We start from the raw sequence: 23197 nt of genomic DNA, 5'->3' as shown, positions 1-23197 counted from the left end.
TCCCTACATTAACCCGGACGGAAACGCGGTGAGAATGAAGGGCTCCACGGGATCGGAACCCGGCACTACCCTGATGACGAGCCTGACGTAACTGGTCGCCGCATACTGGGCCTGCCGCGGCCCGACGCCGTACGCACCGTTGTTGTAGTACCCCTCACCGACACGGTGCCCAGCATCAAAAGTGGCCTTGTACCAACCATCCATCGCGAGGTTGCTCCGGATGGTGTCCCAGTTGGCTCGCACGTGTTCATTGATCTCGCGATTCATGACCGTGTGGTTGTCCCACTTATACGACCAGTTCTCCGTCTTCCCTCCCCAGTCGCCATCCCCGTAGATCCGTCCTTCCACGGTCCGGTCGACAGTCAGGTCACGCTGCAGTGGAATATCCGGCCCGTGCCGTTGCACGGTATGCGCATTGCTGTTGCCGTATCTCGCGTCATTGGCAGCGAGATTGAAGGTCGGCGGCTCGTCGCCGAGCTGGTGATATTTCGCCATGATCGCGGCCATGGGATCGGGACTGGTGGGATCGGGTGCAAAGGATCCGGAGTTCGTCCCGCTGGGACCGCCGCTGGATGCGCCCTGTTCCGGACGGCCGAGTTGCGCGACCTGACCGGTCGTCGCCTGCGCCGCCCTGATGCTGTCTGCGGGAACCCCACGACGATGGCCGGCGCTCGGAGATGAGCCGCCGTCGTTCGGAGGCGTGCCCCCGTCATCGCCGCCGCGTGGTCCCCTCGGTCGCCCCGTCACCGTCTATCCGTTCGGCCGCGTCGCGAGCCGACCACCCACGACAAGTCGCCGCAGCGTAACAACTAAAGTCCATCGACATCACTCGAAGGCGACGGCACGGCGGTCGACTCGGTCAACCCCGCAACCGGCATCGGCAAGCTCACGGGCGGGTCAGCCGACGGACGAGGACTGACCGCCGAACTCGCGGTCGGAGTCGGGCTTGGACTGACCGCAGGGCTCACGATCGGAGTCGGGCCCAGCGTTTCTGGCGCGGCCGAAGGTCCAACGCTCGGAGTTACCCGCAATGGCGTGGTCACGCTCCCGACCGTCACCGTCGCACCAATCCCAGGCGCAGAAGCCCAGTTGTCCCCCACAACCGCAACAACGCCATAAACCCACCGCCCCTCAGGCACGCCACGCTCAACACACCGCGTCCCGGCAACAACCCCAAAACACCCCGCAACACTCTCGCCAGTAGCCGCGTCAATCCGAACGACCCGATACCCCCGCACCGGCAACCCCACAGCAGCAGCCCACCGCACGCTAACCACAGACCCGCGCACAGTCACCGTCGGCACAGGACCGACAGGCAGCACCACAGCCCGCACCCCCGCAGCAGCACCCGCACCCGCCGCCGACGCACCCGTATCCCAAGCAGCAAGCGCACCCCCCGGCGTGGCCAGCACCGCAACCGCGGCAATCCCCGCACCAGCCAACCCGTAAGCCATACGTCCCATAGCTGCGCTCCAGAAAATACGAATGGCGAGGCGCAGGTGTCGCTGCGCCCCGCCATCCGAGCCATCCGAAAAGGTGGATTACTTCGCGGCGCTGGCGCCGGTGACCTTGACGGGGATGCTGAAGGTGGCGCCCTGGCAGCCGTCCTCCGAGTTGTTGATCATGCGTACGGAGTCGGTGAGCTTGAAGGTCTTGGTCTCGCCGGCGCCGAGCTGGAGGGCGAGGCCGGAGAGCAGCCCGTCGCTGCCGATGGTGCCGGTGCTGAAGTCGCCGAAGTAGATGCCGGTGTTGATGCAGGTGGAGCCGCTGAGCGGGGTGGCGGTGACGCCGTCCGACTGGGTCCACTTGATGGTGTTGATCTCGACCGGGTAGCTGTTCGGGTTCTTGATTTTGATGACCGAGTCGCCGGTGGCGCCGGGGTAGAGCGTGGCGGCGGTGGTGGCTTCGGTGATTTTCAGGTCCTGCGCCTGGCCGGCCTTGGCGTACGCGTTGCCTTCGCCCTTGGCGATCCAGGCGGCGTAGGCGGCGGTGCCGGCGACGCCCACGACGGCGGCCGTGGCGGTGATGGCGATGGCCCGCTTCACAGACTTGCGCATTTGCTACTCCTCCAGAGGACAGGAAAAGCAGGCGCCGGTTTCGCTACTGACTCCCCGCCGGACTGGAGCGACCATCTTCATCGCCCAGCGGATCTTCGTCTCGCCCCAGCCCCCCGCGGGGCTGGCATAACTATGCGTGACTTGCCCGGCTTACCCCAATAGACCTTATTACCCAGAGTGATGGCGATTGGGTGGCAGGTCGGTAGCCATTCGGTTGACTCGGCCCGTTGACTTCCGCGACACATATCTGAAACCTTGAATGTCCCCCGATGAAAGAACTCAGCAGACTCAACGAAATTTCCATGGAGTCGGCTGAAAGACTGCGCGCAGAAGAGGGCGTCATGAGAAGACGAAGACTGATCAGCGGCATCCTGGCGGCGGGCCTCGTCGCCGCCGGGATCTCCCCGGGCATCGCGCACGCGGCCGGCGGCGCCAACCTGGCTCTCGGCAAGACCGTCACGGCGAGCGGCGTCAACGGCCCCTACCCCGCCTCGAATGTGAACGATGGCAACGCCGACTCCTACTGGGAGAGCCCGAGCAACGCCTTCCCTCAGTGGGTGCAGGTGGACCTGGGCAGCAGCACCGCGATCGACCAGGCGAAACTGAAGCTGCCGCCCGCGAGCGCGTGGTCCGCGCGTACCGAGAACATCGCTCTTCAAGGCAGCACCAACGGCACTTCCTGGACCGATCTGTCCGCGTCAGCGGGCCGGCTCTTCGATCCGGCGACCGCCAACACCGTCACGATCAACTTCACCGCCGCTACGGTCCACTATGTGCGCGCGACGGTCACCAGTAACACCGGATGGCCCGCTGCGCAGCTGTCGGAGCTGGAGATCTATGGCGTCGCGGGTCAGAATCCGGACCCAGATCCGCCAACCGGCACCAACCTCGCGGCCGGCAAGACGCTTGAGGCCTCGTCCGCGGCGTTCAACTTCGTCGCCGCCAACGCCAACGACGGCAACCTCGCCACCTACTGGGAGTCCAACGGCTTCCCGGCGACGCTGACCGCACGGCTGGGCTCCGACGCCGACCTCACCGGCGTCGTGGTCAAGCTCAACCCCGATCAGGCGTGGGGTACGCGTACGCAGAGCATCCAGGTCCTCGGACGCACCCAGGGCGCCACCGCATACACCTCGCTGAAGGCCCGGACCGACTACGTCTTCAACCCGTCAGCCAACCAGAACACGGTGACGATCCCGATCAGCGGGCGCGCCGCGGACCTGCAGTTGCAGGTTTTCAGCAACACCGGCGCGCCGGGTGCGCAGATCGCCGAGCTGCAGGTTCTCGGCTCGTGGGCGCCCAATCCCGACCTGGTGGTCACCGGCCTGACCTGGTCCCCGGCCACCCCCGACGAGGCCACCGCGGTCACCGTCTCGGCCACGGTCCGCAACGCGGGCACGGCCGCATCGACTGCAACCACCATTGATGTACGCCTTGGCGGCACAGTTGCCGGAAGCGCCCCGGTCGGCGCGCTGGCAGCCGGTGCCTCGACCACCGTCACAGTCAACGCCGGCCAGCGCGCGCAGGGCAGCTATCAGGTGGCGGCGACGGTCGATCCGGCCAACACCGTCCCCGAGCAGAACAACGACAACAACAGCTTCACCGCGGCCTCCCCGCTGGTCGTGGGCCAGGCACCGGGCCCGGACCTGCAGGTCCTCAGCATCACGTCAACCCCGGCGAATCCCGCGGTGGGTGCGCCGGTCACGTTCACGGTCGCAATCAATAACAGGGGTACGTCCACCGCGCCGGCCTCCGTCACCAGAGTCGTCGCCGGCAGCACGACCCTCTCCGCGAACACCGCAGCGATCGCGGCGGGTGCCACGCTCAACGTGACCCTGGGAACGTGGACCGCCACCAGCGGAGGCGCCACCATCACCGCCACCGCCGACGCCACGAACGTCGTGGCGGAGACGAACGAGAGCAACAATGGGCGTACGCAATCGATCGTGGTCGGTCGTGGCGCCGCCCTGCCCTACGTCTCGTACGAAGCGGAAGCCGCCAACTACCAGGGCTCCCTCGTGCAGGCCGACTCCCTGCGCACCTTCGGGCACACCAACTTCGGCACCGAGTCGTCCGGTCGCGCGTCGGTCCGGCTCGCGAGCACCGGCCAGTTCGTCGAGTTCACCTCGGTCAACGCCTCGAACTCCATCGTCGTCCGCAACTCGATCCCCGACGCACCGGGTGGCGGCGGGATCAACGCCACAATCAGCCTCTACATCAACGACCAGTTCGCCCAGAAGCTGACGTTGTCGTCGCGCAACAGCTGGCTCTACGGCACGTCGGACGACACGGAATCGCTGTCCAACACGCCCTCCGCGGACGCCCGCCGGCTGTTCGACGAGTCGCACGCGCTGCTGGCCCAGTCGTACCCGGCCGGCACCCGCTTCAAGCTGCAACGCGACGCCGCCGACTCGGCATCGTTCTACGTCATCGACCTGGTCGACCTCGAGCAGGTGGCCCCGGCGGCAACCCAACCGGCGGGCTGCACCTCGATCACCACGTACGGCGCGGTCCCCAACGACGGCATCGACGACACGGCCGCCATCCAGCGCGCGGTCACCGACGACGAGAACGGCGTGATCAGCTGCGTCTGGATCCCGGCCGGCCAGTGGCGCCAGGAGCAGAAGATCCTCTCCCCGGACCCGGCCCGCGGCCAGTACAACCAGAAGGGCATCCGCAACGTCGTGATCCGCGGGGCCGGCATGTGGCACACGCAGCTCTACACGAACACCGAGCCGCAGAACGTCGTCGGCAACATCAACCACCCGCATGAGGGCAACGTCGGTTTCGACATCGACGACAACACCCAGATCTCCGACCTGGCCATCTTCGGCATGACCACCAACCGCGCCAACCGCGGCCACGGCATCAACGGCCGCCTGGGCAAGAACACCAGCATCAGCAACGTCTGGATCGAACACGTCAACGTGGGTGCGTGGGTCGGCCGCGACTACTCCGACACCCCCGCCTACTGGAACCCGGGCGACAACGTCCAGTTCACCGGCATGCGCATCCGTGACACCTACGCGGACGGCATCAACTTCAGCAACGGTACGCGCAACTCACGCGTCTTCAACTCCTCGTTCCGCACCACCGGCGACGACTCCCTCGCGGTCTGGGCCAACCCCCGGGTCAAGGACACCTCGGTCGACATCGCCTCGAACAACCACTTCGTCAACAACACCGTCCAGCTCCCGTGGCGAGCCAACGGCATCGCCATCTACGGCGGCTTCAGCAACTCCATCGAGAACAACATCGTCTCCGACACGATGAACTACCCCGGCATCATGCTGGCCACCGACCACGACCCGTTGCCCTTCACAGGAACAACGCTGATCGCCAACAACGCCCTCTACCGAGCAGGCGGCGTCTTCTGGAACGAAGACCAGGAATTCGGCGCCATCACCCTCTTCCCCTCCTCCAAGGACATCGTCGGCGTCACCATCCGAGACACCGACATCATCGACTCCACCTACGACGGCATCCAATTCAAAACCGGCGGCGGCAACATGCCCAACGTCGCCGTCACCAACGTCCGAATCGACAAATCCAACAACGGAGCCGGCATCCTCGCCATGAGCGGCGCCCGAGGCAACGCCACCCTCTCCAACGTCACCATCACCAACTCCGCCGACGGCAACATCGTCATCCAACCCGGCTCCCAGTTCGTCATCACCGGCAGCTGACCTGTCTTCGAAGCGGTGCCCCGGCTCTCCTGCCGGGGCACCGCTTGTGTCAGTCGAGCAGGCCGCGGATATCAGCCGCGGTCAGTTGGGCCGACGCGAATTCGCCGCCGTCGAGGACGCTGCTGAACAACTCGGCCTTTCGGGCCTGGAGCGCCATCACCTTCTGCTCGATGGTGTCTTTGGCGACAAGGCGGTAGACCATGACTTTCCGGGTCTGGCCGATGCGGTGCACCCGGTCCACGGCTTGCGCTTCCGTCGCGGGATTCCACCAGGGGTCGAGCAGGATGCAGTAATCGGCCTCGGTCAGGTTCAATCCGAAGCCGCCCGATTTCAGGCTGACGAGGAAGACCGGCGCAGTGCCGTTCTTGAACTCGGCGATGACCTTCGCGCGTTGCCGCGTCTTGCCGTCGAGATAGCAACAGGCGATGCCGGCGTCATCGAGTCGTTGCCGTGCGGCGCCCAGGAATCGGGTGAACTGGCTGAAGACGAGAACCCGATGCCCCTCCGCTGCGAGGTCGGTGAGACGTTCGGTCAGGGCGTCGAGCTTCGTGGACGCGATCCCGTGATGTTTCGGATCGACAAGGCTCAGATCGAGGCTTGCCTGGCGGAGCAACGTCAGAGAACGGAAGATCTCAAAACGGTTCTTCTGCAGGTCACCGAGGAGACCCAGGACCTTCTGCCGTTCCCGCTGCAGGTAGGTCTGGTACATCTTGCGATGCCGGGGATTGAGATCCAGCTCGATGATCTGTTCCTGCTTGACCGGGAGTTCCGTGACGACCTCGGCCTTGCGACGCCGCAGCATGAGCGGCCGGATCCGTCGGCGCAGCTGGTCGAGCCGAGCCTCGTCGTGATCCCTCTCGATCGGCTTGCGATAGTAGTCGGTGAAACGGTCGAGTCGGGGAAGCAGCCCGGGTGCCGAAATGGACAGCAGTGCCCAGAGTTCGGCCAGGTTGTTCTCCATCGGAGTGCCGGTTATGGCCAGCTTGAACGCTACCGGCAACCGCTTCGCACACTGGTAGCTCTGCGACTGCGCGTTCTTGACAAATTGGGCCTCGTCCAGCACCAACCCCGCCCACGGCAGGGCGGCATATTCGTCGTACTCCAGCCGGAACAACGTGTAGGACGTCACCACGATGTGCGATCCCGCGACAGCCTCGCCCAGAGTCTCGAGCCGTCGCGCACCGGTCTGCACGATGGCGGTGACGGTGAGACCAGGCGCGAAGCGGGCCGCCTCATGGGCCCAGTTGCTGACAACGCTCGCGGGTGCCACCACCAGGAACGGCGCCTCGGCTCGAGACTGCTCGAAGGCGTGACAGATCAGGGCGAGTGTCTGCAGCGTCTTGCCCAGACCCATGTCGTCGGCCAGCACACCGCCGAGCTCATGCCGGTAGAGCGCGGCAAGCCATTGGAATCCGTCCAGCTGGTATGGCCGCAGGTCGGCGACCAGCCCGGCCGGCGCTGCCTCGTGATAGTTCACATCGGCTGCGTCCAGCGTGCGTACGGCCTCTTGCCACGCTGCGGCCTGACCGGTGACCTCACCCAGCTCGGACAGCTCGTTCCACAGTCCCGCCTGAAAACGACCGACCCGCAGCACACCCGCCGGGGCGTCCTGCAGTTCGCGGGCTTCGGCGATCAGGTCCCGCAGCTGGCGGAACTCGGCCTGATCGAGCCGGAAGTACCGGCCGCTCGGCAGGATCATGAATTCCTGCTCGCCCGCCAACGCGACGAACAGGTCCTCGAAGCCCACGTCCTCGCCGCCGACCGACACCTGCACCGACAGGTCGTACCAGTCCGAGGGGCCTGCGGACGCCTCGTTGGCCGAGCCGGCGAACGACAGGATCGGAGCGGCGTCCTCCTCGATGTACTCCGGCACGTCGTCGTCCATCCGGACAACCAGATCAATGCCGGGTGCCTCGATGACGCGCGGAAACACGTCACGCACGATTCGCAGCATGGCGTCACCGGCGACGGAGGCGTGACCCAGCAGGCGCGGTCCACCCGGAGCCGGCTCCGTCAATCCGTACGCTGGATCCGCCACCAGTTCCGTCACCAGTCGCAGCGTCCTTGCGCGGTCGTCGTTGCGGCCGGCGCCGGAGTGCAGCGGCTCTCGATAGGTCTCTTCTCCGATGGTGGCGAGCCACTCCCAGGTCAACGACATGCGGTGTCCCGGCAAGCGCTGTGCGGTCAACGTCAGGGTGGCCGGCTGGACAGCCGGCAGCGCCGCTGACCCGTCGAGCGACACCACTTCGGCCCGGCGAACCAGCCCCGGGTAGTACTGGCTCAGGAAACGCGGCTCGTCGGCAGCGGGAATGACGATCTCCGGAGCGGTCAGGGCCGCCAGAGCCTGCGCGCTCATCGGCCCGGCCAGGGGCGCGAGGCGCAGTGACACCGGATCGCCGGAGCTCCCCTGACCAGCTACACCCGGCCAAGCGACCCCGTGGGCCGGTTTCCCGATCACGATCAACCCGGTCGGGCTGATCTCCTCGGTACCGTTCACCAGGACCGGCCGCAGCCGCAGATCCGTACCTTCCCGGTCGGCTCGCACCGAATACCGCACGGGCTGCGCCGCGACCGTGACCAGCGACGCCAGCCGGCCGCTCTGCACAAGGGGAAGCCCCGCATCCTGTGCCTCAGCCAGGAGGTCCCACACCCGGCGGCTGCGGAATTCATCAAGGTAGATGACCCGCTGTCCTGAGCCGTAGTAGCCATAACTGTAGGAGGCAAGATCTCCGGTCCGGGCCAGCGAGTGCAGTTCATGCAGAAGGCTCAGATGATGCTTGCCCCGCGAGGTCGAGGGACGGTAGGCGTAGTCCAGCGATCCCCATGAGATGCCTCCGCGAACCCAGCCTCTCCTCCCCGGAATCACCGGCCGCAGCCCGATCCGCAGGGAGTCGTCGTCCTCGACTTCGAACTGCAGCGCGAGATCGGGTGGAACGACCCGTTCTGCCGATGACCCGGCCGCGGGGTCGGCGCCGACGAGGGCGGCCAATGCGGACTCCCACGAGGAGATCACCTGCCGATTCGAGGGATCTGCCTGATAGGCGAGGAGCACCAAGGCAGCCGCGTGCATACATCCGGGCGCCGATGTGCAGGGACATTTCCCATCGATGCTCTTCACAGCACCATCGGCGCCATTGACCACCGAGGCCGTCACCCGTTTGTTCCCCGCACCTCGCACCCTCGCGCGGCCTCGCCCAGCCGGCCGATCCCAGTGGACGTCGGTGAGGTCACCCCGCATCACCGCCGAGCGAGCCTTGGTGAAAGCCCTCGCGCCGATGGCCTGATAGACCGCCGATTCAGCTTCGGTCAGAACCAGCTTCGCCACACCAGGAACCTCCGCCGACGAGGTGACGGCGAAATCCTACCCACCAACCCGTCGCCGGCACCCGGACCGACACCCGATCGGGTTCTCTCCACAATTCGTGCCGCATGGGACGTGATCACCGAATTCGGCGGCCGGCAGCAGCAAGCATGGTCCTCATCACCACCGCACCACGATCGGAAAGAGGGACCATCATGAAGAAGCTGCTCATCGGCGCCCTGACCGCCGGCATCGTGCTCGCCCCGCTAGCGATCAGCTCCTCGGCCTCGGCCGCGGCGACCGACCCCATCCTGGCGGGCAAGCGTCAGGTGGTGATCAAGCCGATCCCGTCGTTCGAGTCGATCGTCGGGATCGACAACAAGGGCCGGCTCAACCTGACCGACGGCGAGCCTGCGTACGGGCTGTTCGTGCTCAGCCCCGTCGGCGCGAAGTGGCAGATCAAGACCGCGAAGGCGGGCGACGGTACGAAGGCCGCCTGCATCGGCATCAAGAACAACGGCAGCAACCCACTCACCGCCGTGGCCGCGACCTGTGACACCAAGCGCGCCGGTCAGCTGTTCGACATCACCAAGCAGACCGCGACGGACAACGGCCGCCCGACGTACGCGATCAGCAACGCCGGAGCCTTCCTGCAGTACTTCCCCCGCACCGGCCTCATCGCCGAGGAGCTGGGCGACGCCACCCTCGAAACGACGTACTCCTTCGTCGACAACGGCGCGGCCCCCGTCCTGGGCTGACGACCCCGTTCGGTGCCCGCCTGTGAAAGGCGGGCACCGAAGGTCAGCGGTGGTACGTCAGCTTTGCGGAGTTCCGGAGGTTGCCCGCCTTGTCGTACGCGCGCAGCTGAACCGTGAACGTCTTGCCGTACTTCTTGGGGTTGAGCACGAAGCTGTAACCGGCCTTGGCATCGGTGGCGACCACCTTGCCGTTGACCAGCAGCTGCACCTTGGCCACGCCGTTACGGTCGCTCGCCGAGGCCGCGAACGTCACTTTCTTGCTGAGCTTCGACTTGTTCTTCGGCGCCTTCGTGACCTTGACCGTCGGCGCGGTGTTGTCGACGATCACGGTCCGCGTGACGCTCGCCGAGTTGCCCAGCTTGTCGACGCCCACCCACGTGATCGCCTTGGCGCCGTCCTTGCCCGACGAGACGCGTACCGACGTCACCGATCCGCTCTTGCTCTTGAGGTTCGTGACCGCAACACCGTGCGCGTCCGAAGCCTTGACCGAGGTCACGTATGTCGTCCCCCGGATCAGCTTGTTCTGGCCCGGAGCGACGGTCATCGTGGGCCCGGCCTTGTCGATGTTCACCTTGAACGACTTCGACGAGGTATTGCCCGCCACGTCCCAGACCTGCAACTGCACGGTCGCGCTGGACCCGGAGCTGCGCGCATCCCAGGAGAAGGCCTGGCTGCTCGACTTCACAGCGCCGTTGACCTTCCACTCGGCCCGGGCGATCTTCGACCCGTCCTGAACCGTCGCCTTCAGCGTGCTGACACCGCCAACCCAGCCCGCACCCGTATCCACCCGATTCGTCGAATACGTCCCACCGAAGTCCACCCGCGCAATCACCGGCGCCTGATCGTCCACAACGTAATTGGTCGCCAGGGTGGTCGTGTTACCCGCGAAGTCGAAAAGAACGAACTGCGGCGAGACAGCTCCGCTGACCGCATTCCACGTGTACGACCGGGGCGGATCCTCCATCAGTTGTGTACGCACCCCGCCGTCGATCACATCAACCCGCCACGCGTCATCGGACACGCCCGTGAGGGTGATCGGGACCGGCCCGCTCCGCACCGGCGACCCCGCCGCCGGCAAGAACCCAGCGGTGGGCAGCACGTTGTCGACGTGCACCTTGACCGACTTGTCGGCGAAGTTGCCCGCAGCGTCAGTGGCCCGCACGACAACGGTGGCGTCGGTGTCGTTCTTGAGGCTCTTGGTAGAGACCTTGCAGCCGCCCGCCAGGGTGCAATCCGCCTTGAGCGACCCGTTGACGGTCGCCCCCACCTCGGTGACGCCGACGTTGTCAGCCGTGCCCGGTGCGAACGAAAGCTCCGCGGGGGCCCACTGACCAGCAAGAAGACCGGTGTCCACGACGACCGGTTTGCTCCGATCAGTGCCGTCGCCCGTGGTCGGGTTCGCCGCCAGCAGCGCCGCATTGTTGGACGCGTCCAGGTCCGCGAGGGGCTTGCACTGGCACGGCGGGTTCACCCGAACCGTCCCCTGCGCATCAGCCACCACCTTGTCGACCTTCAAGGTGAACGTCCAGGTCGCGGTCTCCCCCGCCTTGAACAGCGATGGCGCCCTGCACACATAGTGCGAGGCGTCCTCATCCTGCTCGCAGTCCTTCGCACTCACGAACGACGTGCCGGCCGGAATCCCCACCACAACCTCGGCCAGCGACAACCCGGCCCCATCGAGCGAAGCCGGCCCGGCATTGCGCACGCCCACCGTGGCCTGCACCTCATCGCCGACCACACCGGAGACCGTGTCCCCGATAGCGACCAGGTCCACGCCGTTCGAGCCGGTCACAGCGACATCGACAGCCTGGAAGGAGCCACTCGCACTCTCCCCGAGCTTGTCACCCTCCACCAATTGAAGGGTGCCCCCAACGCCCGCGGTGCCCCGCTCATGCTCCGCAACCTCCGCCGCGGTCAACCAACTGAACTGACCGTTCAAGCTGACCGGCGCCCGAGTGTCCGCCCGAACCTTGTACGGCAGAACGACCCGGTAACTCTTCCCCGGCTCCAACGTCTCGCCGAAGGTACAGAGCCGCGCCGACCCCTCGACGTAGTCACAGTTGGAAAACTCATCGGTGGTCTCAAAGGCCCACCCGGTATTGAGCGCAACCCCAACACCATCCAGCGCCGTGGTCCCCTTATTGGTAACTGACAGGGTGACATCGAAGTCACCACCCAGCTCAGCGCTGAGCTGCTGCGACGCCCCCGCAAGAAAAACTGAGTCACTGTCCGCAAAGGCCGGCGCCGCCAACGTGGCAGACGCCACAGCGGCAACTGTCCCCGCCATAGCCCAACGAAATATGGAATGCGTCAACGGGTTCCTCCCGCGCTAACCCGAAACATCAAAGTAGACGCATCCTAGGAGACCGAACCCCGAGCCGCTGCCCCGTTTATCGCACCCACTCAGCCGGACGTCAGTCGTCGAGCCGGCGCAGCGAATCCTGAACGTCGGCGACGCCCGGGTGGTCGAGCGCTGTCAGCAGTTTTTCCGCCTCCGTCCACGCGATGCGCGCTGCGGCGGGATGCCCGGCCGCGCAGTGTGAGTCGCCGAGGTGCACAAGCAGATCGGCGACGAACCCGTCGTGATGCAGGGTCCGGGCCAGAACGAGGCCACGCTGGTAGCAGTCGACGGCCTCGGTGAGGTGACCGAGGTGGTGGTGGGCGAACCCGAGGCTGTCCCAGGCGCTGGTGGCGCCGTGCAGGTCGTCGTCCGCCTCGAAAAGCTCGAGTGCCTGCCGGCAGTGCGACAGAGTGTGCTCGTACTCGCCGAGCAACGCGTGGTACCACCCGATCGCGTTCAGAGCCTCGGCCTGCCCGGTCCGGTCATCGGTGCCGGCGAAGAGCACCAAAGCCTGCCGGGCATGATCGAGGGCGGTCGCGGGCTGCTTCTGCTGACCCGACAGGTACGCGAGGTGGTGCTGGGTGCGGGCCTGACCGATGCGGTCGCCCATCGTCGAGAAGAGCTCCAGCGCGCGCCTCAGGTTGTCGCTTGCCTCCCCGTAGCGGCCGAGCCGGGTGTTGGCCTGAGACAGGTTGCGATGCCCGTAGGCGCGGGCCGGCAACTCGCCGAGGCGGCCTGCGCACTCGATGGCAATCTGCCAGGCCGCGACCCGATCGTGAACATGACCCTTCCGAGTGGAATAGGTGTCCAGCGACCAGGCCAGCTGCCATGCGATCCGGTCGAGCCCCACCGCAGCGGCCTGGCGCAGCGCGGCCAGCATGACGGCACGGTGCTCGCCGTACCAGCCCATGGCGGCGTTGAGATCCTTGAGCCGTTCCGGGCACGCGCCGGCTGCCGGCTCGCCGAGGGGCAGCACGACAGGCTCACGGGTCGGGTTGAGCAGTTGGTCCGCTGCATATGCGGTGTGCGTGTAATGATCGAGCAGTCGGACTATGGCCGCCCGGCGGACATCTTCCGAATCATCGCTGCGGGCGAGCTCGGCGGCGTACTCGCGCAGCAGGTCGTGCTGGCTGTAGCGGCCGGGGGCGTACTCGGTCACCAGGTTCGCACGAGTCAGCTCCCGCAGGGGCGTGCGAAGGTCCCGCTCCGGCAGCCCGGCCAGGCTGCTCAACGCAGGGACGTCGAAGTCGGGTCCAACGGCGAGCCCGAGCAGTCGAAACAGTCTGGCGGCGGGCTCGCTCAGCGCGGCGTACGACCACGAGAGCACCGCCCGGACGTCACTGGCCGGGTCGCCGACATCCAACGCGGTCAGCCGGTCGCTGGCCTCGCTGAGCTCGGCGGCGAGCGCAGTCAGCGGAAAGTTCGTCTGCCGGGTCCGGGCCACGGCAATGCTCAACGCCAGCGGCAACCGGGCGCAAGCCGTGATGACCTGATCGATGGCGTCGCGCTGCGCGGCGACCCCCGGTCCAAGCCGGTTGATCAGCAGTTCCTCGGCCTCCGCTCTGGACAGAAGGCCCAGCGGTAGGGAGGACGCTCCGTCGGCCAGCAGGCCAGTGAGGTGAGCGCGGCTGGTCACCACGACGACAACGGTAGCGGTGCCCGGCAGCAACGGCCGGACCTGCTCGACGTCACGGGCGTTGTCGAGCACCAGTAGTAGCCGCCGGCCGGCCACCACGCTGCGGTACAGGGCGGCCTGCGCATCGAGGGTGGCCGGCACGCGCTCAGGTGCGACGCCCAGCGCATCGAGCAGGCTGCGGAGCGCCTCTTGCGGGGAGACGACCTGCCCGGTGAGGTCGAAGCCGCGCAGGCTCAGGAAGATCTGACCGTCCGGGAAACGGGACCGCACCTTGTGGGACCAGTGCACGGCAAGGGCGGTCTTGCCCACCCCGGCGGTGCCGGACACCACCGCGACGGCCATCGCTGTCTCCGCAAGCAAAGTGTCCAAGGTGTGCAGTTCCGAGGTACGGCCGGCGAAACCGGGAACATCCGCCGGCAGTTGGGCCGGCATGACTACGGTTGCCCGCGCGCCGGCCACCTTTTCGGCGGTGTCCCGCGGCGCCACGGGTTCGCCGCGCAGAATGGCCTGGTGCAGCGCCTGCAGTGTGGCGCTGGGATCGGCACCCAACTCCTCGGCGAGCCGACGGCGGAACTCGGCGTAATACGCCAGCGCGTCGGCGGGCCGGCCGGCGGCGACGTAAGCACGAATCACCACATCGGCCAGCGGCTCCGTCAGTGGGTGATCAATGGCGAGTTCAGTCAGTGGTCCGAGGACCGTGAGCGGGCTGCCGACCCGCAACTCGGCGAGCCCCCAGGCCACCGTAGCGGCGAGATACTGCTCCCTGTACGCGTCACGGGAGCGTTCGACCCAGCTCCCCTTCAGACCATCGAGTGGCTTGGCTCGCCACAACCCGCGGGCCGTACGCAGCAGCGCCAGCGCAGTGGACGGGTCGGCGCCCCGGGCGCGCCGGACGTGGTCGGCGAACCGGTGGGCGTCGACTCGTTCGGGCGCCATGTCGAGGACGTAGCCGCTGGAGCGGCGCAGCAGGCGGGCCGGTGGCGTGCCTGCCGCGGAGACCAACAGCCGCCGAAGGTGAGTGATGTGCACCTGCAGAACACGGGCCGCCGTCGGCGGCGGTTCGTCCCATACGCGCATGGCAAGAGCGTCGATGGTCACCGGGCGACTCGCATCGACCGCCAAGGCCGCCAGCGTGTGCCGTCGCTGCGGTGGACCGAGCTCGACCGACCCTTCGTCCGCCCAGATCTCCACCGGACCCAGCAGTCGGACCTCCACCGCGGTCTCCCGTTCTCGAACATCTACCCATCGCGACGGCACGCCGACACTCCCCGCGGACCAGCGTCACATCCGCCGGGCCTCGGCGACAACACTTTATTAACAGTACGAGGCCAAGCTTGGCGTCGCGACGATCGAGCCGGCCGACGGAAAACGCGGACGGGCCGGGCCATGTAAATACGGGGGTGGCTCGGCCCTGTTCACGATTTCCGGCCGCTCGAGTTCGACGGCCGCGACCTCGTGGTGGCGCAGATGAAACCACCGGGCTGACAAGTCCTCCGCCACGCCCGGTGGGACCGCCGCCGGGCTGGAGCACCGCCAGCTTGTCAACCAGCACACCGCCGGAGAGTGGGATCTGCGCCATCAACGTGTGCGCCGTCTGCCCGGATGGCGATATGGCAAGGCCAGCTAATGCCGTGGCTACGGCAGCCTGGTCCGCTCCGTGTGGATCGGGGGTGCTGCGCAGAATGAGCGGGCCTACGTCCTGGTCCTCGTGCTCGGGCTGCGCAAGGGGGAGATGCTGGGCACGACGTGGGACCGCATCGACCTCGACGTCGGCGAAATCATGGTGGATGTGCAGCTCCAGCGAGCCGGCCATGAACTGCTGCACCGCGAGACGAAGACTCCCACCTCAGATGACGCGCTGCCGTCCCGGACGTCTGCTCAGTCGCTCTGCAAGAGCGGGCCGTCGCTCAGAAGGCAGCCAAAGAGGCTGCGGGCGACGCATGGCATTCGTCGGAGCTCGTCTTCACGACCCGCTTCGGAACGCCGATCGAGCCGCGCAACTTCAACCGCTACTGGGACCGGCGGTGTGACGCTGCTGGCGTCCGTCGGATCACCGTCCGGGATGCTCGGCGCACCTGCGCCTCCCTGAAGAAGCTGGGCGAGTCGCTCGACCGCTGAGCTGTTGCTGTACTTCGTTGCTGTACGCGGCGCTCAGCTATGCTGCGAGATAGCAGAACAACCCCTCTGACCAGGGCTTTAAGTGGGCCGCCCGGGACTCGAACCCGGAACCTAAGGATTAAAAGTCCTCAGCTCTGCCATTGAGCTAGCAGCCCGCGCTGATCAGATTACCCGACGCCGGGGAGCGGGGCGGGACAGCGGCAGCCCTGCCGAGCGGCGAGCCTTATGCACAGGGTTATCCACAGGCTGGCTCAGACCTCGCTCAGGGCCATTTCTACCTCGCGTTCGCGGGCGCGGTGGAGGCTTTCGGCCACCTCGAACGGGTCGATGCCGGTGTTCTCGACGTCGTCGGCGATGGTTACCCACACGCCGCGGGCGACGGTGAGGGCGTGGGTGATGGCGGTGGCGCGGTCGGGGGCGTTGATGACGCGGACGAAGCTCAGGTCGGCGACGGCGTGTGCGCAGGCGTCGGACGGTTCGGGGCAGACGGCGAGGATCTCGCAGGAGATGCCCTGGGCGAAGAGGTGCTGGGCGATCGGCCACGCGGACTCGCGCAGGCCACCGGCCGGCTGGCAGGAGGGCAGCACGACGCTGCACTCGACTCCCGCGTCCGTGGTCCGGTTCAGGCCCTGAACCACCGTCATCGAACCCCACACGACCTTGATCTCTGCGCTCATGCCTCCCTGATCGGAGCGCCGGCTCAAGCCAGGCTCAAGCCACGCTCAGATCCCGGTATGCAAATGTCGAGGCGCCCGGTAGGCAAATCCGGGACCGTGAAGTCCAATATGGAGGTGACGAACGAGCTCGACACCGGGGTCGTGCACCCCGCGCGCCGCTACAACTACTGGCTGGGCGGCACGGACAACTTCGCCGTCGACCGGGAGTCCGGGGATCTGCTGGCGAAGGCGTACCCCGCGGCTCGGACAGCCGCCCGCGCCAACAGGGCGTTTCTGCAGCGTGCCGTCCGGTTTCTCGCCGCTGAGGCCGGTGTCCGGCAGTTCCTCGACATCGGCACGGGTCTGCCGACAGCGGACAACACCCATGAGGTGGCGCAAGCCATCGACCCGGCCTGCCGAGTGGTGTACGCGGACAATGACCCGCTGGTCACCGCCCACGCCCGCGCCCTGCTGACCAGCACTCCCGAGGGCCGCACCCGTTACCTCGAAGCCGACCTGCGGGAGCCGGAGCGGATCCTCGACTCGCTGGAGATCCTCGACCTGACCCGGCCGGCGGCGTTGGTGCTGGTCGCGGTCGTGCACTTCCTGCCGGAGCAGGAGGAGGCGCGGCGGATCGTGCGGGTTCTGCTCGACGCTCTGCCCGCCGGCAGCTACCTGGCGATGTCCTGTGCCACGACCGACCTGCTGACGCCGGAGGTGAAGGCGAATTGGGACGAGTCACTGCGTACCGGAAAATCGGATGTCCATCCACGCACCCGGGCCGAATTCGCCGGGTTTTTCGCCGGCCTGGAGCTGATCGACCCGGGCATCGTCCCGGTGGGTGAGTGGCGTGCCGCGGAGCCGGTGGAGGCCTCGCTCTACGGCGCGGTCGGCCGCATGTCACCTGCCACGCTCACCCGCAGGTAGGCATCGATCCAGGCCTCGACTGCCGCGTCGCCCGGGTCGGGGCCGAGCAGCGCGGCGAGCTCCTCCATCGATGTGCCCACCCGGCGCAGACCTGTCCCCTTCAGCCTGGTCGCCGCCCCTCGCAGCCGCCCGCCCATCGTCGCCGGCGAGTGCTGCAGTCCCCGGTGCGCGACCTCCCCGAGCAGCGCCGCGGCATCGTCGAGCGCCTGCCCGATGCGGTCCGTCGACGGCTCCGGTTGGTGGTCCGGGTCCGTTCCCCTGACCGCCGGCGCCAGGTCCGGAATCACAACACCGCCCTGCACCGCGAATCCGATCGGCTCGATCAGCACCCCGCCGCCACTGCGCCGGACAGTTCCTGAGACGAAGCGGACTTCGCCCCGGAGCACTTCGGCCATGCTGTCCAGCCGCCCCGGAGCGCAGGACGCATACGTTGCCGACACGACCGCGGTCGCTCCCGTCGCGTCCGCGATCACCGCGTCGAGGCGTTGCGCACCCGGCGAGTAGCTGACCGAGCGGACCTCGGCGACCGGGATGACGCGGACGAGCTCCGCCTGCACCCGGGCCCGGATCGGCCGCGGCGGCAGGGCGTTCAGCTCGGCGGCGAGCGCGGTCAGGTCATCGGCGATCAGCGCCCGCGGCAGGTCCTGCCAGGAACCACGCGACACCATCGCCTCGGTGCGGCTGAGACGACGAGTGCCGAGCCGGACCGCCCGGCTCGCGCTGCGTGCCGCCGACTCCGTGACCACAGCCCCACCGGCGAGCGCACCGATGGTCACCCCGGCCACCCGTCGCGCTGCCAGCTGCGGTCCAGCCTCATCCGTCTCGTACGCCCGCCGCAGCACCAGCACCGTCGAACTGTCAGCATGCGCGAGGAACAGGTCGACAACTCTCTCGTCGCCGACGGCCGAGACCCGCGCCCCCAGCCCATCAAGCCGGGCCCGCCGCAGTGGCGTCTCCGAGGCCTCATCCGTCCCGAGCACCCGAGACCGCAGCCCGGACCCCCCGCCAGTCACGGCCCGGTGCCGCGCGAACAGCTCAGCGACATGATCGGCCAAGGCCTCAGGCCGATACCGAGCACTGCGATTCTGGTACGCGTCCAGCTGCCCAACCAGGTCCTCAACAGCGAGCAACGGCCACCGCATCCCCGCGCCCTCCAACTCCCGCCGCACCACAGCCACATCAGCCGCCAGCCCCGCCCCGACGTGCACCGCCCCCTCCCGCAGCACCAGCCCCGCAAGCGCCACAGCACTCTCCAGCCCAGCCCCACCAACCGCGGCCGCACCCCCGCCGACCTGCACCTGAACATCGTCCCCGCCGAGCCCCTGCTCATCAGCGGCCCGGAACGCCCACACCGCCAGCGCAAGCACATCGTCCCGAACCCCGCTAGCCGCATCGGTCCGAGCAAAACCCAGCTCATGCGGTACGAGAAAGCGCACCGTCGCCGTTGGAAGCTCCACCCCCGGCACCGGATCCGACACCCGCCCCCGATGCACCCGCGCCACATATCCGGCGTTCCTCACCCGGCGAGCAGCCGCCACCATCCGCTCCCCGAGCCGCGCCACCAGCTGCTCATCGCTGAACTCCCCCGGCGACCAGACCTCCCTCGACGCCGACACCCCACCCGTCCCGACACGCGGCAACCCGGCCCCCGCACCCGGCCGGCCAATCGCCGGAGCCGACAGGCCGGTCCCCGCACCCCGCCCGCCGGTCGCCGTAGCCGACGGCCCGGACCCCGCACTCCGCCCGCCGACCTCACCGGCCTCACCCCCGATCGGAGGTGAGGCCGTGGGCCCGACGCCTGGTCGTTGTTGCTGATAGGCCAGTACAAGACCGACCACATGCCGGCAGATCCCCGCCGCACCACAGCTGCATTTACCGAGCTCGAGCCCCCCGCCAGGCAGATCGGTGCCCACCCCGTCCGGATATGCGGCGTGCACCGTCCCGTCGTCGTCCTCGGTAAGCACCGGCACGACCCGTTCAAGCTCACGCCCGGCCCGCTTGACCAACCCCCGATTGGTCAACTCCGCCAGCGTCTCCGCAGTCAGCGCCAACAGATCCGCCCTCACCACGCCACCCGCCCGGCAACAGAAGCGGCAAGCTCCCCGGCCCTCACCGCGCCACCTGCCCCGCAACAGAAGCGGCAAGCTCCACGGGCGTCATCGCGCCACCTGCTCAGCAACGAAAGCGGCAAGCTGCCCCGGCGTCATCGCACCCATCGAAGCACCCACATCCGCGAGCCGCTGTGCCGTATCCCGGTCATACACCGGGTTGGCCTGCTCGTCGAGCGCCGCGAGCCCGAGCACCTTGGTCCCCTGCTCAACCAACTCCCGCACCGTCCGCACCAGCGTCGACGTCGACCCACCCTCGTAGAAGTCGCTGATCAACACCACGATCGCGCGCCGGGGCTGTTCGACCAGCCCGGCACCGTACCGAACGGCCCTCGCAATGTCGGTGCCCCCACCGAGCTGGACCTTCATCAGCAGCTCAACCGGATCGTCCACCTCGCTGGTCAGGTCGACCACGTCGGTGTCGAATGCAACCAGGTGGGTCCGCACGCCCGGCAGCCCCCACAGGCACGCCGCCGTGACCGCGGAATGGATCACCGATTCGACCATCGACCCCGACTGATCCACCAGCAAAATCACCTGCCACTGCTCAACATGCTTACGCGTACGCGAGAAGAAGTGCGGTGTCTCGATGAAAACGCGCCGTTCCTCGGGCCGGTAGTGCCCAAGGTTCGCCCGCAACGTACGGCGCATGTCGAAGTCCCGGGCCTGCTTCCACCGGCTCGGCCGCCGCGCCCGCGTACCCGTGAAAGCCGCCCGCACCTCGGTAGCCATCTTCGCCATGAGGTCACGCACAACGGCCTCCACGATGCGCCGCGCCAGCCGCAGCACCTCGGGATTCATCAGATGCTTCGTCTGCAGCACGGCCCGCAGCAGCGCCGGGTTCGGCTCGATGGTCTCCAGCACCGCGGCATCGGTGACGATGTCGTTGATCTCGTACCGCTCGACGGCATCCCGCTGAAGCCGCTCGATGGTCTCCTGCGGAAAGAGCCGGTTGATGTCGTTGAGCCAGTCGACGGTCGTCAATGTAGAAGCGCCGTCACCTCCGCCGGACCCCCGACGGACATCCCGCTGCTCATGGTCACCGTCGCGCCCGTAGAGCCATTCAAGCGCCGCATCCCGCGCCGCACCGTCGGCTCCCAGCGCCCCCATCGCACTCGCGGGCTCCCCCAGCACGAGCCGCCACCGTTCCAGCTCCGGATCAGTCACGCCCGCCCACCAGCCCCTCACGCAGCAGTAACGCCTCCACCTGCTCATCAAGCCGCATCCCAGCCGCCACAACCTCCGGCTCGGTCACCCCCCGCAGCAGACTCCGCCCGGTGCCCCCGAGCCCACGCCGCGCCAGCAACCGCCCAGCGATGGTCTCGCGCTCCCGCGGCGGAAAGAACTCGAAAGCCTGCCGCAGCGCCGGCAGCGCAACCAGGAAGTCGTCAGCGGACATCCCGGAGAGCAACTCGTCGAGCAACCCGACAACACCCTCGGCATGCAGCACCTCCTCCCGCGCAAGAGCAAAAAGCCCGGCCAGCCAGTCCCCCGCCGACTGCGGCACAAAAGCCCCCCGCACCACCCGCAAAGCATCAGCCCCGACCCCGGCCACATCAGCCCCGGATCCAGCCTCATCAGCCCCAAGCCCGACCGCATCTGCCCCGAGCCCGACCGCGTCAGCCCCGACCGCGTCAGCCCCGACCGCGTCAGCCCCTGCCGCGTCAGCCCCTGCCGCGTCAGCCCCTGCCCCTGCCGCGTCAGTCCCCGAACCGGGCGTGAGGTCGGCCAGCGCCCATTGCAACCCGAAGGCCGCCCCCCGCAGATCAGGAGGCGCACCGGAATCGGCAGCCACCCGCCCGGCAACCTCCAGCGCATCGGCAATGTCCAGCCCCAGCGCAACCCCCGCATGCCGCAACCCGTCCCGGCAGGCAGCGAGCGCAGCAATGCGAGGAAGATCCGCCGGAGCAGGCCCACCCCGCACGCCCTCAGCCAGCCACAGAATCCGCCGCACAGCGGCAACGATGACCCGCCCCGATGTAGCCGTCCGGGCGGTGCCAAAAATCCGGTCATGGCGCCACATGGTGAGGACCACAGCAAGCATCCGCCCCAACGCGCCCAGATCCGCAGCCGCCGCAACAGTGGCGTCGATGTCGGCAAGCGCCTGGTCAGAGACATCAGTAATGCCGGCCAAAGCCGCATCGAACAGCACAGCAGCCAGCGCATCCACATCCCGCCCAGCCGCCGCGGCGCGCTCGGCCAGAACGGCAGCGCACGCATCGCTGAGCGTCGCGCCATACGCGCCGGCTTCGATCACGGCGGTGAGGCGCCCCGGATCGGGTCGCAGCACCCACCGTTCCCGGAGCACCGGGTCGAGGCCGGTGCTCGGACCGGAGCCGCGATGAAAACCGGGCACCCCGAGCACCCGCACCCGATGCAGCACCTGGCTGCGATCCCGCTCAGCCGGCTGGGTCAGGTCGAGATCCAGATCGGCCTCCCCGTCGAGGCCGAAGCGGGCCAGCGAGACGTCGAGGTCGTGCACCAGGGGCGGCGCGGGCGTGCCGGGATGCAGCCGCCCGACGCGCGTCCCGCTGAGCGCGGCAACCATCTCCACCACGACCGGATGGCTCCCGGCTCGTAGTGTCCCCCGCGAGGACCACGGCAACGGTACGTCCAAAGCCTCGTTCACCAGCGCCGAAGCCAACCCGTCCAACACGTCGGTCCGCGCGGGATGCCGATGCCCGCGCACGGTCGCCAGCCCCTCGGCGGTCGCCCGCGCCGCGATGAGGTCCGCTGTGGACACGGCCTGCTTGCGCTCCCGCAGCCGCCCCGCAACCGACTCCACGAGATGCTGCGCCGCCCGTTCCAGCCCCGATTCCCAGAGCTCCTGGTAATAAGCCGGCGACGGCATCCCGGACTGGTACCCGTCAAACGCGTCGAGCCGCCGGAACGAATACGGCACGAGAAAACTCCCCCCGAGCGCCCCCTCCGGCAACGTCGGCACCTCCGGCCACCCCGCACCCGAGTGATCATCGGTCGCTGCGACCAGGGCAGGTCGGTGAAATCCGCCAGTGATCACGACCACCGGCCGATCCCCCGCCGCCGCAGTGGCAGCGCGGACCCACGACGCCATGTAGGCCTCCCGGGCCGTATCCGACTCCCCCGCAGCCGATTCGCCACGGACCAGGTCGAAGTAGGTGGCCAGTCGTTCGGCCAGCTCGTCCTCGGGAGCGAACTCGAACAGGTGGTCCCACAGCACGTCGACGTTGTCCACGTCGAAGCTGCGGCACAGCCGTTCCATGACGTCGGCATACCGGAGCTCGGCGTCGGCGTAGCGGTTGCTGCGGCCTTCGAGCGCCGGATGCCAGGCCGGCAGGTCGATGAACCGCAGCTCCGCACCGGCCGCCTGCCCGTGGGTGAGCGCCACCCACTCCGGCGAGTAGGCACACATAGGCGCCCACGAGCCGAGCCGGCGTTCCTCGTCGCGGTAGCTCGTGAAGATCGCGATCGGCAGCTCGTGGCCGAGCAGGAGTTCATCGATGCGGTCGTTGAGGTCGGCCGGCCCTTCGATCAGGACGTACGCCGGGCGCAGCTCGTCGATCGTGGCAGCGACCAGCCGTGCACAGGCGGGACTGTGGTGGCGGACCCCGATGAACGTGACAGCCACGG

12 protein-coding genes and 1 tRNA gene are annotated in these 23197 nt (G+C 67.9%); 3 read left to right on the top strand and 10 right to left on the bottom strand.

Annotation, left to right across the window (positions count from 1 at the left end; genetic code table 11):
- Nucleotides 1-3: 3 nt before the first annotated feature.
- Together Ahu01nite_RS13020 and Ahu01nite_RS13015 are read right to left on the bottom strand one after the other, a co-directional pair.
- On the bottom strand, nucleotides 4-507 hold the full coding sequence (locus tag Ahu01nite_RS13020) for a hypothetical protein (RefSeq protein ID WP_203836745.1): 504 nt from the start codon (nucleotides 505-507) through the stop codon (nucleotides 4-6).
- Between the two features lie 1034 nt (nucleotides 508-1541).
- Nucleotides 1542-2057 (bottom strand): hypothetical protein, encoded by a 516-nt coding sequence (locus Ahu01nite_RS13015; protein ID WP_203836744.1) that lies wholly within the window; start codon nucleotides 2055-2057, stop codon nucleotides 1542-1544.
- Nucleotides 2058-2398: 341 nt separating this feature from the next.
- Between Ahu01nite_RS13015 and Ahu01nite_RS13010 the strand changes: the two genes are divergently transcribed.
- Nucleotides 2399-5743, top strand: coding sequence for a CARDB domain-containing protein (locus Ahu01nite_RS13010; RefSeq protein ID WP_203836743.1), 3345 nt, complete (start codon nucleotides 2399-2401; stop codon nucleotides 5741-5743).
- 49 nt (nucleotides 5744-5792) lie between these two features.
- On the opposite strand, the gene Ahu01nite_RS13005 is transcribed toward Ahu01nite_RS13010, so the two are convergent.
- On the bottom strand, nucleotides 5793-8756 hold the full coding sequence (locus Ahu01nite_RS13005) for a DEAD/DEAH box helicase (protein WP_203836742.1): 2964 nt from the start codon (nucleotides 8754-8756) through the stop codon (nucleotides 5793-5795).
- Nucleotides 8757-9259: 503 nt separating this feature from the next.
- On the opposite strand from Ahu01nite_RS13005, the gene Ahu01nite_RS13000 reads away from it, so the two are divergent.
- Nucleotides 9260-9802 carry a hypothetical protein gene (locus tag Ahu01nite_RS13000; protein ID WP_203836741.1) on the top strand — a complete coding sequence of 181 codons (543 nt, stop codon included), beginning with the start codon at nucleotides 9260-9262 and terminating at the stop codon, nucleotides 9800-9802.
- A 43-nt stretch (nucleotides 9803-9845) separates the two neighbouring features.
- Here Ahu01nite_RS13000 and Ahu01nite_RS12995 read toward each other — a convergent pair whose 3' ends face one another.
- From Ahu01nite_RS12995 to Ahu01nite_RS12980, 4 genes are all read right to left on the bottom strand, one after another.
- Entirely contained in the window at nucleotides 9846-11654 is a 1809-nt protein-coding gene (locus Ahu01nite_RS12995) for an Ig-like domain-containing protein (RefSeq protein ID WP_203836740.1), read from the bottom strand.
- Between the two features lie 562 nt (nucleotides 11655-12216).
- Nucleotides 12217-14994, bottom strand: coding sequence for an AfsR/SARP family transcriptional regulator (locus tag Ahu01nite_RS12990; protein ID WP_203836739.1), 2778 nt, complete (start codon nucleotides 14992-14994; stop codon nucleotides 12217-12219).
- A 986-nt stretch (nucleotides 14995-15980) separates the two neighbouring features.
- Nucleotides 15981-16052, bottom strand: a tRNA-Lys gene (locus Ahu01nite_RS12985).
- A gap of 96 nt (nucleotides 16053-16148) precedes the next feature.
- Nucleotides 16149-16574 carry a hypothetical protein gene (locus tag Ahu01nite_RS12980; RefSeq protein WP_203836738.1) on the bottom strand — a complete coding sequence of 142 codons (426 nt, stop codon included), beginning with the start codon at nucleotides 16572-16574 and terminating at the stop codon, nucleotides 16149-16151.
- Between the two features lie 108 nt (nucleotides 16575-16682).
- On the opposite strand from Ahu01nite_RS12980, the gene Ahu01nite_RS12975 reads away from it, so the two are divergent.
- Nucleotides 16683-17480, top strand: a complete 798-nt coding sequence (locus tag Ahu01nite_RS12975) for an SAM-dependent methyltransferase (protein WP_203836737.1) — start codon at nucleotides 16683-16685, stop codon at nucleotides 17478-17480.
- Here Ahu01nite_RS12975 and Ahu01nite_RS12970 read toward each other — a convergent pair.
- The 3 genes from Ahu01nite_RS12970 to Ahu01nite_RS12960 all read right to left on the bottom strand — a co-directional run bounded on the left by Ahu01nite_RS12970 (nucleotide 17432) and on the right by Ahu01nite_RS12960 (nucleotide 23195).
- Nucleotides 17432-19546: a YehQ family protein gene (locus Ahu01nite_RS12970; RefSeq protein WP_438874771.1), complete on the bottom strand. Its 2115-nt coding sequence runs from the start codon at nucleotides 19544-19546 to the stop codon at nucleotides 17432-17434. The two genes, Ahu01nite_RS12975 and Ahu01nite_RS12970, sit on opposite strands and share 49 nt — an antisense overlap.
- Nucleotides 19547-19636: 90 nt before the next feature.
- Complete coding sequence (locus Ahu01nite_RS12965; RefSeq protein ID WP_203836735.1) at nucleotides 19637-20755, bottom strand: VWA domain-containing protein; 1119 nt, start codon at nucleotides 20753-20755, stop codon at nucleotides 19637-19639.
- A complete protein-coding gene (locus Ahu01nite_RS12960; RefSeq protein WP_239158813.1) occupies nucleotides 20748-23195 on the bottom strand; it encodes a DUF5682 family protein in 2448 nt (815 codons plus the stop codon). Before Ahu01nite_RS12960 ends, Ahu01nite_RS12965 begins: the two co-directional genes overlap by 8 nt.
- Nucleotides 23196-23197 lie beyond the last annotated feature (2 nt).

It is taken from the genome of Winogradskya humida, assembly GCF_016862215.1.
GTDB lineage: Bacteria > Actinomycetota > Actinomycetes > Mycobacteriales > Micromonosporaceae > Actinoplanes > Actinoplanes humidus.
The sequence above is the reverse complement of the archived record's forward strand: the minus strand, read 5'-3'. Positions and strand labels throughout refer to the sequence as shown.

What these genes read in the sequence shown, in the direction of transcription:
- Ahu01nite_RS13020 (WP_203836745.1), bottom strand. Translation starts at nt 507, where the DNA reads ATGGCCGCGATCATGGCGAAATATCACCAGCTCGGCGACGAGCCGCCG.
- Ahu01nite_RS13015 (WP_203836744.1), bottom strand. Translation starts at nt 2,057, where the DNA reads ATGCGCAAGTCTGTGAAGCGGGCCATCGCCATCACCGCCACGGCCGCC.
- Ahu01nite_RS13010 (WP_203836743.1), top strand. Translation starts at nt 2,399, where the DNA reads ATGAGAAGACGAAGACTGATCAGCGGCATCCTGGCGGCGGGCCTCGTC.
- Ahu01nite_RS13000 (WP_203836741.1), top strand. Translation starts at nt 9,260, where the DNA reads ATGAAGAAGCTGCTCATCGGCGCCCTGACCGCCGGCATCGTGCTCGCC.
- Ahu01nite_RS12980 (WP_203836738.1), bottom strand. Translation starts at nt 16,574, where the DNA reads ATGAGCGCAGAGATCAAGGTCGTGTGGGGTTCGATGACGGTGGTTCAG.
- Ahu01nite_RS12975 (WP_203836737.1), top strand. Translation starts at nt 16,683, where the DNA reads ATGGAGGTGACGAACGAGCTCGACACCGGGGTCGTGCACCCCGCGCGC.